Raw genomic sequence first — 13,018 nt, 5'->3', positions numbered from 1 at the left:
GCAACACAATACGATTAAAGCGAGTAGCATTCGACTGAATCTTTTGGATGATCGAGCCTAGATTAAGTTTTCCTTTTAACCTGATTTAGGATAATATAAATCCAATTTGAAGAATAATTTACTTATCGGATGTCTTAATTATGAAGAGACCTACGCTACACTTGATTCTGGCTGTACACCTGATTTTTTCAACGGTAAATGCTAAAGCGAATCTTATAGACTCAGAGAAAAAAGATATTATTCAAACTGTAGTTGATGATTATTTTAAAAAATACAGTAAAAAAGAGCAATTTACCGCTATTTCTGCTTCGGTACTGTTCCCTCATAATGGACCGATTAATCTGGATAATATTAAAACAGTAATGACTGGTCGAGTTGGTTATCCTCCATTTTCTGAAGTGATTAATTTTGAGCATGTATTTGATATTGGCAGCATCACCAAATCCTTTACTTCATTGATATTACTGCAATTACAAACCGAAGGTAAATTGTCTTTAAATGATTCACTAGGTAAGTGGTTGCCACAATACTCTAATTGGAGCGGAGTCACTTTGCGCCAGTTATTGAATATGACCAGCGGGATCCCTAATTATTCTGGTAATCCAGAATTTGAGAAGAGCCTGGAACGGGATTTAGGTCATGTCTGGACCGATGAAGAATTACTTCTTTACGCCCATCCGGAAAAACCAATAGAAATAAATCAGAAGAACCGATTTGATTATTCTAACAGCAATTATATTCTTGCTGGACTAGTCATTGAAAAAATAACTCATGATACATTTGCTAATCAGTTAAAAAAACGAATAATTAATCAAAGCCATTCCTTAAATCATACCTTTTATCCTGCAGGACCTGATGGGAATGCAGTGCGCGAATCAATCTCAGATCGAAAGATACATGGTTATTATTTTGATACGGATGATAATAAAATAGTCGATACCTTCAGTAATGATTTATCCTGGGCAGGAGCTGCTGGAGCGATAGTTGCGAATACCGAAGATGTTCTACGATGGGTACAGTTACTTTATCATGGAAGTCTTATTAATCCCATTTATAGAGAAAGTACGCTGGCTGAATTAGAGTCAGTGGTATCGGTAAAAACTGGTTTACCTATTCCTACAGTTACTGAAAACGATACTTCAGGTTTTGGTTTAGGGGTAGGATATTATTATGATATCGAATCAGGACTAAGGTTTTGGACCTATCAGGGAAGTACATTGGGATTCCGAGTCATGTACTTATGGCAACCTTGTAATAATGTAACAACGGTTGTTGCTTTGAACAGTAAAGCAGACGCGAATCCAGACTCCAAAATGGGAAATCATATTATTGAAGCTAATATGAATTTGTATAACACCATTATTGAACACCATCCGCAATTGAGTTGCGCTTTGTTAAACTAGATTTTTTGAAGCAACATGACTAGATGAAATAATAAAAAATTAGGCCAGTTTTATCCAATTTCCTTTATTACTATTTTATTTTTCCCATGGTTTTTAGCCTGATAAAGTGCTTTATCAACAAGAGAGATGACTTGTTGCAAATCGAAATTTTCCTCCCAGGAAAGATGAACAAGCCCCATACTTAGGGTAATTTTATTTAATAACTCAGGTTGATTAAAAATTGCTTTGTCATAGGACAATAAATTATTCCGAAAATTATTTTTAATCACGTTACAAATAGACAAAGAATTCTCAATTGAGTTATTAATAAAAATAATGGCAAACTCATCCCCTCCCAAACGAAATACAATCTCCGAGGCACGTTGTAGCGATTTAATTAATACATCAGCAAGATTAATCAATATAATGTCTCCGTGAGGATGGCCAAAACTGTCATTAATCACTTTAAAATTATCGATATCAATGAGCACCAGATTGAGTGGATAGTTATTTCGTTTCGCTCTGTAAAACTCACTATTTAATACTGCTTCAAAATGTCGCCTGTTGTATAAACCGGTTAACGAGTCCGTGAGAGACATGGTTTTTAATTGAGAAATTAATGACTCTTTTTCCTGGAATAATTTCAATGTAGTATTTAACAATCTATTATTCAGCAATGCTGAAACGATCACCATAATCACAAATAATAGGAACATCGTTGCTAAAACGGCTCTGTCAAAATTCATTACAGAATAATTGTAAACAATGACGGGTATAAACATAGGCAATATATAAGCATAATAAACGGGTAAATAAATAGATAAAGAGGCAATTGAACCGGCACACATACCACCTAATACGAGAATTATAATAAACTCATGTAGTTCACTTAAATGGGGCAAAGCAATTAAATAACAGGAACCCCATACCGTACCCATTAATAACGTGAGGATGGTAAAAAGATGTAACCCTTGATGCATTTTTCGTTCAAAGTATTTTTTCTTTAGACATAGAAAACAAAAAAACCATCTCAAGACACTAATAAGGACAATAGCTAAGAACCAAATTCCAAGTAAAAACAGCGGCACCTGATTGTAAATAAGATCAAATAGTAATAAGGAGGCCACGAGTATATTAAACGGAATGGCTCGAGTAGAGCCTTGATATAAAGATAAAATCGCATCTCTGTAGATTTTTGATGGTTTATGAATCATTTCTTCCCTTTATAAAAACCCTTTGTTAATAAATTATACACTTTTTTTCTTAAGATCATTCAAAATAGTTTAAGCTCCTAATGTTCAATAAAAAAAACTGATGTGGTATCAACATCCACGATATCATGCTCTCATCCCAAACTACTTCAATCACGAAAACAGGTTAATTTACAATTATGCAACATTCACTTAACAATTCCTTAACATTCGTCTGAGATAATGCCGGCAATTCTTAAATCTCTACCCGAGGGAGGTGCATCCATTAGTTAATAACAGGATTGACATGCAGCTGTTCTGCCATCCAATTTCCTAAAATAAACTGGTTCTGTAATAGTTACACACGTTAGATAATAATTTAATTACCTGAGGAGTCACGAGTCATGGCGTTATCAGAAATCATTATTAAAGATTTAGTTGTTTATCAAACTAATACGGCCATTTGCGAATCAAACTTCCATAACCTGCGTCAATATCTCCTGGAAAGAAAACCTCTATCAATCGTAACTAGTAAAATAAATGCCCTCCTCCTTGAGCACGGTAGTGCTGATCAGCAAATGTTGATCAATTCGCTCACCCAAATAGCTTGTGAGGCTCAAAGAAACGGTGATACTCAGGAAGCAATAAGTGATGAGCAAGAAAAAAATAATGACCATTTGTTGGAATCACGTTTTAAAACTGAACTGCCTGTATTAGAAAGAAGGATGAATCAACTTGAACTTAAATGTCTTCATCAGCAAATAACTTGTGAGCAACTTCGAAGTCAGCTAAGAGAGTATAAGGCAAGATTGGACCAGGTAAGCCAGGAAGTCGAGCGGGTTCAACGAGAACGTCAAATGGTTCATTTCCGCGGTACATACATCCCATACCCACCAGGGAACGTGCATCACCATTATCCTGATTTCCAATTTAACCCTGGTATCCTGTCAGAATCGCCGGGTAAGTGTCTGCCACTGAGCCCGGACTAATCCGAGCCGCGCGCGTCAGCAAGCGGAATTATCTCGAGATGCTTATGTGGTGCATGGAACCTGCCGCACTTTAAGTAAGATTAATTCAGCCAATGATGGCATTTCAAATTTTTTAGTCACCCTATCGTAAATATACTGATAAACGTTAACTTTCAGTTTTCTGGCCGTCTGTACAATCGTGGCAAACGTATCCTTTGATTTGGTGCCATTTTGGGAGACCGTTTGGAGATTGATGTCGCGTATCCTTGCTTGAAACCGTGTCCCTAATTCAGAGGCATTGTTGTGCAATGGCAGAAATGGATGGTCTAACACCAATAATAACGCTTGTTTTTTAGCACGTGTCTTTGCAATGCGTTGATCTAAAACATCATAGCCTGTCGTGGTTGCGAACAAAGTATCAAATTGCATTGATAGTTGTTGGGCCATTGATTGAGATGGAGCCGTCTTGTAAGTCAATAATGCATGGTAGAAATCCCATAATTGCTCAAGAAATACAGCCAATATATTCTGATTCATATCTGAGAATGGAGTGAGTTTTTTATAATGACGACCTTCATGGATCCAGCACAGCGCATGATGTAGGGCCAATTTATTAAACTGAGGCGCATCATCTGTCATTAAATAATGGATGAAGTATTTCGAGTGCTGATAATAGGCAAGAGCTGCTGACTCAAGAATTATGCGTCGATTCGTGCTGTGTTTTTTTGGATTTGGAAAAAGTGTTCCCATCAAACTATCGATTGATTCACGTGTGAGGGGTTGTGCATGCAGCATTGGTTTAATTTGATCCAACCATTTTTTTGCGAGACCAAACTCATCCATTAACTCATAAGCCTCCTGATTAAACATAAACTTTAATTGGTCTCGACACAGCAACTCCAATAAGGTCAAGCGATCTTTTTTACGACGAGTGAAGTATGCTGTAAAAAAGTCATTACATAAAACATGGGTGTAGTGATTTTTGCCGTTAACACGACTGCCTGTGTCATCCATCTGCTGGTACAAGCCTGCGTTGCTACCGGCATCGACAATATCTTCTTTTTCCTGATGAAAAATATCATTGCCTTCTGTCAGCATGGAAGCAATTTTACCATGTGATATTTGAATACCACATGTTTTTAAAAAGCGCTCAATGGCGCTCTCCGTCATCCCTGCATCACGGTATAATGTGATGACCAGCGCTTTAACCCCAGGACCAAATTCACTGCCCTTATATTCGCCAGGAATCGGCGCAATAAAGGTTTTTTTCAAAGATGGTGAGTAATACGTTTCCAGCTTGAATTCAACATTATCCGTGATGATTTTTAGATCCTGGATGATTCGAATCTCAAAACCCTTGAACTTGGCGTCATCTGGCAGCGTTGCTTTGTCCAGAGCAATCGTAACACGTCTATCAATACGTACGTTTTTTTTGTCTTTGCCTGTGTTTTTATTGTTCCCTTTACCACGTTTATTGCGATCTCCTTCAGATGAATGATTGGAATTGCCTGTATTATCGCCATTGCTACCTTTGGATTGACCGCGAATATTAGGTTTGCCCTGTTCACCCTTAAGGCGGTTTATCTCATCACGTAATACTTGGTTTTCCTCTCTGAGCAAAGCATTTTCTTCGGCAAGCATTTCGACCAAATTAACCAATACCTTAATGATAGTCACGGCCTTTTTGTCGGCAAGACTATCGATATCTTTTGTTAACTCATCTAAAACTTGTTTGATTTCTTGGCGTTTCATCATCTACCACTGCGTTACTAATGCTGATACGGCAATCATAACATGACTTTTTTTGAACGCATTTTTCGAGTTTTAACGCCACTAAGGGCTAAGAAAAAATCTGACCTCAGGAGGGAGATGTTTTATTAGTGAAAGGGGCTACATTGTGATCTTGGGGATCTTAGGGCATGCATATTGCATGACTTACGTTTGATATGGAAAAACATCAGTTTTACAGAAAAACCGTGTCAATAGGTATTTTGAATATTTTTAAAGAATTCCGCTTGCTGACGCGCGCGGCTCGGATTAATCCGGACTCAGTGGCAGACACTTACCCGGCGATTCTGACAGGATACTAACCCTGTTTCTCATGTATTTTCATCTAGATATTCTCTCCAGGATCAGCTGATTTTGAATGGACTGCTTAGCGAAGAAAACAGATTGATTACAGAGCGTCAACGACTTACCTATCTTGTTGATTCTAAAGATACTGAGAGCACAAAAGAAAAGCGAACTTTAGATACATTGCTTAACGAAAAAAAAAGCGCTGAAGTACGATACAGCGAAATTAACCAGCAACTTAGTGTTGATCTGCCTAATAAAGAATTACAACGCCAGATTAGAAGCAAAGAACGCTTAAGCAGGGAGCATGCCAGAAGTCACAATGATCCCAACCTTCAACAACTTTCTCACAGAAATCTTGAAGTGCTAAAGCAACAAATTGCCACCCAAAACCATGAACTCGAAAACAAGAGAAACCACTTGATGAATACAGCGGTGGACACGAGTTATCTCCTCTATGTAACGCAACTTGACCAAGCACTCCAGCAAACAAACCGTCTTAAACTCTCGTTTAATGAATGCGAAGCATTGAAGATGATAGTAAACATGATGAATCAGTTCATGGCGATGAGAGAGCAAGAACAAAACATTCTTCGATTAATAAGTGAGGAACAAAATAGTTTATACAAGCTGCAGGAAAACCTGATTGATAGCAACACGCAATTACGACGCTATATCGCTTCAGAACCCAGCCTTGCAAAAGAAAATAGAGACCTTAACGAACAAAATGACAGCCTGACGCTGGTTAGTGGCTCATCTGGCAATCATCGAACCAATGCTCTTTATGCTTCTCTTTTCGGAACCGGAAGTGGCCTTTTAAGTGCAGGTTTAATCAGTACCCTGGTGATTAGCCCCCTATTTTTTGCAGTTCCAGGTGCGTTTGCTCTGCTGACCATTATTTCCCTGACAGTTGCACTAGTCTACCATTTCAAAAAACTCACCGCCCAAGAGCAAATTGCTAGCAATACTCAAACCATCCGTGAAAATGAAACCACCATTCAAAGGCAATTGGAACAAGCTAATGATTTGAGTGTAACAACCATTCCCAAGCTCACTACTCAAATTAGTGAATCTGAAAAAACCATTGTTACAATTGAACAACAATTAAAAAATCAGCAACAGGCGATGAGTCACCTATTGAGTAAAGCAGAAAATGTAACCAGTACATATGGTGGCAGCAATACGTTCTTTGGGAGTGAAGGATTGGAACATTATCCAATACCATCAGCTCCGGAATATGAACCTGATATTCTAATAAATTATGGGAGTGGTCATTTGTACCCTCAACTCTAATTGCATTAATCAAGGTATCAGTTTCTATCTATAGTACTAGCCCGCTCCTCACTAAATGCGGGCTGGAATAACAACCTTGCGAACAAGACTCATTTCCGGACCCCTCGCCCCCCTATTGGACAGCCAGAAGCTGCGGAGTGTATTGTGATTGATGAGGAAATTGACAGGTGATGAAATCATTATCTTTATACAACGCTGCGCTGTAGTTCAATTCCATTTTCATTGTGGCTCATTACAGGCAACTCGGAGAAATTTAATGCAATTGCTCTTTACCATTATCTTGGTCATTGTCATAATGCCAGAAATCAATTATGGTGGTGTTTCGATATCCTGGAATGCTTTAAGATTAATGTCGATAAACTACTGAAAAATAACTCACCTGGCTATATCATATGAAACATACTTTAGAAATAACCAAACAGATAAGTACCAAGAATCAACTAAAAACTGATTATGTCCATACCTTAAAACAGGTTAAACGTGATTACCGTGAATTAATTCAAAAATTAAACAACTCCGGGGACAATAGTGTGGTTGGAACAGGGAAAATCGTTCGAGAATTTGGTGAAAAAATTGTAAATCAATTGATCCTGATGCAAGTTGATGCTCAAAAATTAGGTAAAGATGGGCATAGACTGCCCTCATTTATAAAGCAAAGGGATCTTTTGGCCATGAAAACTAACATGCCCATGCTTTTCAACAAGTTACTTGAGAGTGATAATTTCCTGTGTCGTCTGCTCGGTGCAGATAAAAAGAAAGCGTTGAGCCACGAACGCCTTATCAAGCGAGTAGACCTCCTTAAAGAAGTTATGAAAGACGATCCTGCTTTACCGCATCTTCTTCCCTACCTGGAAAAATTTGAAAGAGGAACCCTCAAACAATTTAATGATTACATCAGATGGAAACAAAGTGGCGAACACATCCTAAAATCACTGACTTCATTTAGCATAGAATTCCATGAGGATTCATTGCAATCAGAAAAAGCGCTGATTTTATCTCAAATTTTAGGAAGTCTTAATAGGATAAGCAATCAATTAATCGAAAAGGAAACGCTAACATTTATAAAAAAAGATGAATATAAATTTGCAGGCGCTGCTCGCCAACAAAAGAAGACGCTCAATACTCATCTGGATCAGTTCAGGGAGTTTTTACCTCTAGAGGAACAACTAGACTTTCTCGAGCGTATCCTGCATAGCCAGGACAAAGTCAAAAGAAAGAGAAATCCTACAGAGGAAGAACGTAAAATATTTAATCAAGCTAAAGAAGATAAAAAACAATATGCCCCATTATTTAAACGCAATGCAAAAGCCGAAAAAAATGATTTTTCTAACGATATTATTTCCAAATTAGCTGAGCTACGTGAGACTCTGGCTACTGTCGAAGCGAAGAGAGTCATGTATGAGATGACTACCCAAAAGCAAGCGGCTTGTCGACCTAAAATTGAGCAAAAACCAAATCATTCTAACATGATACCTCTGTCTAAATCCTCACCATCACAGAAACGAAAAATTGAGCATTCATCTCCGGAAACTACCGAACCTAAAAAAAGAAAATATAATTATGAATTTAAAATACGCTTTTTCATGGGTGAGCTTTCTGGGATGGCTCCAACAAAGAAGGTAGAAATAAGTAAAGAAAATCCCTCACCTGCAATTTGTTCGTATTTAAAGTGACGCATGGGGGAGTATGGAGCGTACCAAGGTACGTTCCAAGACCGGATTTCAATTTAACTCAGCCTGTATTGCTTTGCGAACGCTGACAAGACGATTTATTAATCAGGGATATCGCAATTGCCTATTTATCTGACAAGCCTGGTCTCGATCTACAACAAACTAATAGAAGTTCTTTGCAGGAAGGTACGCAATTTCCCGGAACACCCATACAACCCTTTGCTAGTCTAGTCTGTAGCCAATAAATCGATTTTTTTGTTAGTCACTAATTTTTTTATAACATCATATAAATTAAGGCATCCCTTCTTGTTATAAAATTCATATCTTCCAATCAAATTAATGTGCTGACATGCAACCGGCGATAGTCGAATAACTTTCAACCACTCATTCTCCATTGGGTGTGACCTCGCATTAATGTAAGAATAATGCTGAGCGTCCTTTTTTTGAGCAATTTAAAATCACATATGATTGCTCAATACAACAAAGTGAACACAGACGGAGTCACTTAGAAGCTTAACGGGGACACAATCACTGAACAGCATTCTGATTTCGCAAATACCATCATCAAAGAGCTGCAAATTCATGTGGACTCAATAAATACCATAGTCCATGGATAAAAAGTAAGGTATTGATTTGCTCCAGTGCTTCGGCATTAGATACGGATTTATCAAAATTTATTTTCTCTGGAAGCCCGCTAGAAACAATGGCTTTTTTGAAAAAATTCAATACAGCAGGGCTGAAAGCATGAAATCAACCGTTTTACCTTCCTTGTCTACCGTCCTATACAAGTAACCCCATTTGCCGTTAATCTTATCACATCTGTTTATAGAAACCCCTGACTGCATAAACCAAGGCACTTAAAAAAGTAAACAATACTAAAAGCAGGTAGGCCACCACCCGAGAATAAATTACTGGTACGATGGTAGGGTTAATTAATAAATAAATTAAAGGTCCTGTCAGCGTGAAGCCATACGCAATAAAGGCTCCCAATAAAGGCCAAATATTTTCCCAATAAGGCTCAATGATCATGTACCATGCGAATATACCAGCCCCTAGTAATGTCCAGCCATAAATTATTGCCATAGGTTCCGTTAATCTCCAGGCAAACGCATCAATTCCAAAAATCAGACGCAAACTTACCCATAAATTCACAATTACCACTAATCCCAGAATCCATATTAACGAAACAGGGAACCGATGCTTTGACACAATTTTTGAATTATAGGCTGCTGCTAAAAACAAAAAATTTACAATGGTATACAGTAGCCCAATTTCACCCCAATGCAGCAGAATTTTTGCATTTTGTGTGGCACGTGTCGCTTCTAGTAATAAATATAAGCTACAGCCACCAAAGCCAATTAGACTGCTAATGGAGATCGCTTGTAAAGGACGGAGTCTGGCATGGACGGCTGTTACCAGATAGGCCGCGGCTGTCGAAAAAAAAATGCTTGCCATGAAGACATCACTCAGCCATGGGGCATTCGGCCATAGCCAGAAAGAGGAAAACCAGGTATTTTGCATCAACAGAAGTGTGGCAGCTGCAATAAGCAGTAGACTTAAAAAAACAAGCCAAAATCTAATAAACCAATTCATCCTGGAGTGCATAAAATTTTTCCCTATCAACCATAGTGGCTTATGATAAGCTTAAACAATATCCCAACAAGAAAGCGTAGTAAAGGTTCTGTCGCAAAAAATATAGTTTAGGTTAAGATCTGGATTTAAAAGTAGGCATGGGTCAACGATGATAAGTTTTAAATGTCATCATTTTGACTCTGTCGAAAATATCAGACATAAGCTATCATGCCCTGAAAGAAGGCAATGCGATGATTAGTTTTAAAGGACGACATTTTCCAAAAGATTTAATATTAATGGCAGTCAGATGGAAAGTTGCTCATCCATTAAGCTATCGGGCTATTGAAGAGAGAGGGGGCTGACTTAGAGCATTCGATCAAAAAGGGTTATTCATTTTGCGCCACAATTGGTGCTTAAATTTAGCAAAAGGAAGAAGCCCGTGGCTCGGAGAATGGATGAAATGTATATCAAAGTGAATGGCACGTGGGTTTATCTTTATCGTGCTGTAGATAAAGAAGGAAGCACCGTTGATTTCATGCTGTCAGAGAAGAGCGATCGCCCTGTTGTATTGAATTTTTTCAAAAAAGCCATTGATTCTAGCGGGCTTCCAGTGAAAGCAAATATAGATAAATCCGGATCCAATACCGCAGCACTGGAGCAAATCAATCACATTTGATAAATTTGGGGTTGCTTATCAACAGTCATCAACTCCCCAAGTCGCGATTTGAGATTGATAAAATCATTTGTTCTTATTTCACATAATGCCACCATGGCACCTAAATCCACGGCACAGACCAACACGGCCGCACGCACCTCACCCACACACGAGCGCCAGTCACACCCTAGGCCTTTATATATAGCAAAATCCCCACCCAATTTAGAGTCCAGACCAAACCAATTTTCTTCATTGCCAGTAGTCCAATTATAAAACTGCTTTGATGATTCCGGCTGCGAGGTAAATTTCGGTACAGGAGAAAAAGTTTGATCTGAGCAGTACTCATCAACAACATGTATAGGAAATTTCTTTTGTGCACCACCAACACCTTCTCGCCACTGCTTTTCAATGGCATCCCAATCCTTAGTCCCATGTGCATTTATAGAATCAATTTGCATTTGTAGTTCTTTAATGATGCTATTTTTGAAATCAAAATGCTGTTCAGTGATTGTGTTCCCATTAAGCTTATAAGTGACTCCGTTTTTGTTTACTTTGTCGTATTGAACAATCAATTGTTCGAATACCTTTCTGCCTTCTTCATCCTGGTCTATGCACTCAAGCATCATTGCCCACATGTGTTTATCCAGGGCCCACAGCGCATATTCAAAGCCACTGATGTTATCAAATGCTCGCCCAGAACAATCCGTAACAACGCCCCTTTTAAAAATTAAACGCGTGTCCTTCTTTAACATCGCTTTAACCGCATCATGTTCCCCGCGTGTCACATGATGCAATAATTTACGAACATCAATCACAGGCTTAAACAAAAGCGAATGAGATCTTGATGTCTGAGCTAAGTTTAGTAAATCACGGTTTGATAAATTTTGAGCGGTTTCAATTTTAGTCTGTGCTGGTAATTCATTAAATTCCTCGAATTCCTCGAATTTGGATTGCATATTTTCGCCTTAATTCTATTCACTTGGGATATTAAAAAAGAATTATACTTGAATTAATTGAAAATAAAAAGATCCACATGATTTAAAATTAATCAGCGAATTGCCTCAAATTACCTGTTGCCGAAGGAAGTACTAACTAAGTATGTAAATTGCATCGTTGCCTCATTATTGCTGTTGCCGAAGGGAGAATCAAAATGGGAGCAGTTTGCATGGATTTATATTTAAAAACACAGCGTTGTCGTTATCGTCGTGGTAATCGTGCGGTGAAAAAACGTCTATTGGATGAGTTTTGCGAAACCCATGGTTATCATCGTAAAGCAGCAGCGCGGTTACTAAGACAGGCGCCCATTTCAGATAAAAAACCTAAAAAACCAGGTAAAAAGAAAACTTATAATCCTGATGTCTTATTGGAGCCGCTTAAAAAGATATGGCTTGCTACAGATCAGATGTGTGGTAAGCGCTTAAACAGGGCACTGCCTTTGTGGTTACCACATTATGAGAAGCATCATGAGACCTTACCGGAAGATGTATCGACTCAACTACTATCAATGAGTGCTGCTACTATTGATCGCTTACTAAAACCCATTAAAATTCGATATGGGAAAGGTTTAAGTGGAACTAAACCCGGGAGCCTTCTAAGGAAAAAAATTCCGATTAGTACAAATCAGTGGGACTCCAAACAAGTTGATTTTATGGAGGCAGATACTGTCGCACACTGTGGTACTTCACTGATGGGTGATTTTGTCTGGTCAATTACGTTAACGGATATTTTCAGCGGTTGGACAGAGATGCGTGCAGCTTGGAACAAAGGAGCGACTGGGATCATCATGGTAGGGATTCAAGATATAGAAGCCCATTTACCTTTTGAAATAAAAGGTTTTGATTGTGATAACGGCTCAGAGTTTCTCAATTGGCATCTTGTTCGTTATTTTACTGAGCGCCCAGAAAAACTACGGTCGATTCAATTTACACGCTCAAGACCTTATCATAGTAACGATAATGCACATGTTGAACAAAAAAACTGGACTCACGTACGGCAAGTCTTTGGTTATCATCGCTTTGATAATCCTAAGTTAGTCAAACTGATGAATGATTTATATGCTAATGAAATATCTCATCTTTTTAATTTTTTCTACCCTTGTGTCATGGGCCACGATTACTAGCCCACTAAAGGTCGGGTTTGGCCACGATTAATGGCCCACTCCATGGCCATCTCTGAGTCCCACTTTGAGTAGCAAATAAACAGTGTTAGTTTGGTC

11 protein-coding genes and 1 pseudogene are annotated in these 13,018 nt (G+C 38.4%); 7 read left to right on the top strand and 5 right to left on the bottom strand.

Features of this window, described 5'->3' with window-relative positions; translation table 11 throughout:
* Positions 1-140 precede the first annotated feature (140 nt).
* Positions 141-1,403, top strand: coding sequence for a serine hydrolase domain-containing protein (locus HRS36_RS16195; RefSeq protein ID WP_173238124.1), 1,263 nt, complete (start codon positions 141-143; stop codon positions 1,401-1,403).
* Between the two features lie 50 nt (positions 1,404-1,453).
* On the opposite strand, the gene HRS36_RS16190 is transcribed toward HRS36_RS16195, so the two are convergent.
* Positions 1,454-2,596 (bottom strand): GGDEF domain-containing protein, encoded by a 1,143-nt coding sequence (locus HRS36_RS16190; RefSeq protein WP_173238122.1) that lies wholly within the window; start codon positions 2,594-2,596, stop codon positions 1,454-1,456.
* A 380-nt stretch (positions 2,597-2,976) separates the two neighbouring features.
* Between HRS36_RS16190 and HRS36_RS16185 the strand changes: the two genes are divergently transcribed.
* Complete coding sequence (locus tag HRS36_RS16185; protein WP_173238120.1) at positions 2,977-3,561, top strand: DUF874 domain-containing protein; 585 nt, start codon at positions 2,977-2,979, stop codon at positions 3,559-3,561.
* A 42-nt stretch (positions 3,562-3,603) separates the two neighbouring features.
* Here HRS36_RS16185 and HRS36_RS16180 read toward each other — a convergent pair whose 3' ends face one another.
* Complete coding sequence (locus HRS36_RS16180) at positions 3,604-5,295, bottom strand: IS66 family transposase (RefSeq protein WP_173235423.1); 1,692 nt, start codon at positions 5,293-5,295, stop codon at positions 3,604-3,606.
* Positions 5,296-5,712: 417 nt separating this feature from the next.
* Between HRS36_RS16180 and HRS36_RS16175 the strand changes: the two genes are divergently transcribed.
* The 3 genes and pseudogenes from HRS36_RS16175 to HRS36_RS18765 all read left to right on the top strand — a co-directional run.
* The gene (locus tag HRS36_RS16175; protein ID WP_173238118.1) at positions 5,713-6,906 is read left to right on the top strand and encodes a hypothetical protein; all 1,194 of its coding nucleotides are present in this window, start codon (positions 5,713-5,715) and stop codon (positions 6,904-6,906) included.
* Positions 6,907-7,298: 392 nt separating this feature from the next.
* Positions 7,299-8,579 carry an RNA-dependent RNA polymerase family protein gene (locus tag HRS36_RS16170; protein ID WP_173238116.1) on the top strand — a complete coding sequence of 427 codons (1,281 nt, stop codon included), beginning with the start codon at positions 7,299-7,301 and terminating at the stop codon, positions 8,577-8,579.
* Between the two features lie 461 nt (positions 8,580-9,040).
* A pseudogene (locus tag HRS36_RS18765) lies at positions 9,041-9,175 on the top strand (F-box protein); the annotation flags it as partial.
* 123 nt (positions 9,176-9,298) lie between these two features.
* Here HRS36_RS18765 and HRS36_RS19090 read toward each other — a convergent pair.
* Positions 9,299-9,421, bottom strand: coding sequence for a DDE-type integrase/transposase/recombinase (locus HRS36_RS19090; protein ID WP_173238114.1), 123 nt, complete (start codon positions 9,419-9,421; stop codon positions 9,299-9,301).
* Entirely contained in the window at positions 9,390-10,169 is a 780-nt protein-coding gene (locus HRS36_RS16160) for a hypothetical protein (RefSeq protein ID WP_173238112.1), read from the bottom strand. The genes HRS36_RS19090 and HRS36_RS16160 overlap by 32 nt, the downstream gene beginning before the upstream one ends.
* Before the next feature lie 418 nt (positions 10,170-10,587).
* On the opposite strand from HRS36_RS16160, the gene HRS36_RS16155 reads away from it, so the two are divergent.
* Complete coding sequence (locus HRS36_RS16155) at positions 10,588-10,824, top strand: DDE-type integrase/transposase/recombinase (protein WP_173238110.1); 237 nt, start codon at positions 10,588-10,590, stop codon at positions 10,822-10,824.
* Here HRS36_RS16155 and HRS36_RS16150 read toward each other — a convergent pair.
* Positions 10,815-11,759, bottom strand: a complete 945-nt coding sequence (locus HRS36_RS16150; RefSeq protein ID WP_173238109.1) for an F-box protein — start codon at positions 11,757-11,759, stop codon at positions 10,815-10,817. The two genes, HRS36_RS16155 and HRS36_RS16150, sit on opposite strands and share 10 nt — an antisense overlap.
* A 194-nt stretch (positions 11,760-11,953) precedes the next feature.
* Between HRS36_RS16150 and HRS36_RS16140 the strand changes: the two genes are divergently transcribed.
* Positions 11,954-12,922: an integrase gene (locus HRS36_RS16140; RefSeq protein WP_226905507.1), complete on the top strand. Its 969-nt coding sequence runs from the start codon at positions 11,954-11,956 to the stop codon at positions 12,920-12,922.
* The last annotated feature ends 96 nt before the right edge of the window (positions 12,923-13,018 follow it).

The organism is Legionella antarctica, from assembly GCF_011764505.1.
Classification (GTDB): Bacteria; Pseudomonadota; Gammaproteobacteria; order Legionellales; family Legionellaceae; genus Legionella; species Legionella antarctica.
This window is presented reverse-complemented; position numbering and strand designations above follow the sequence as displayed.

Excerpts from the sequence above, each read along its gene's own strand:
- HRS36_RS16195 (WP_173238124.1), top strand. The coding sequence starts at position 141 with ATGAAGAGACCTACGCTACACTTGATTCTGGCTGTACACCTGATTTTT.
- HRS36_RS16190 (WP_173238122.1), bottom strand. The coding sequence starts at position 2,596 with ATGATTCATAAACCATCAAAAATCTACAGAGATGCGATTTTATCTTTA.
- HRS36_RS16185 (WP_173238120.1), top strand. The coding sequence starts at position 2,977 with ATGGCGTTATCAGAAATCATTATTAAAGATTTAGTTGTTTATCAAACT.
- HRS36_RS16180 (WP_173235423.1), bottom strand. The coding sequence starts at position 5,295 with ATGATGAAACGCCAAGAAATCAAACAAGTTTTAGATGAGTTAACAAAA.
- HRS36_RS16170 (WP_173238116.1), top strand. The coding sequence starts at position 7,299 with ATGAAACATACTTTAGAAATAACCAAACAGATAAGTACCAAGAATCAA.
- HRS36_RS19090 (WP_173238114.1), bottom strand. The coding sequence starts at position 9,421 with ATGCAGTCAGGGGTTTCTATAAACAGATGTGATAAGATTAACGGCAAA.
- HRS36_RS16160 (WP_173238112.1), bottom strand. The coding sequence starts at position 10,169 with ATGAATTGGTTTATTAGATTTTGGCTTGTTTTTTTAAGTCTACTGCTT.
- HRS36_RS16150 (WP_173238109.1), bottom strand. The coding sequence starts at position 11,759 with ATGCAATCCAAATTCGAGGAATTCGAGGAATTTAATGAATTACCAGCA.
- HRS36_RS16140 (WP_226905507.1), top strand. The coding sequence starts at position 11,954 with ATGGGAGCAGTTTGCATGGATTTATATTTAAAAACACAGCGTTGTCGT.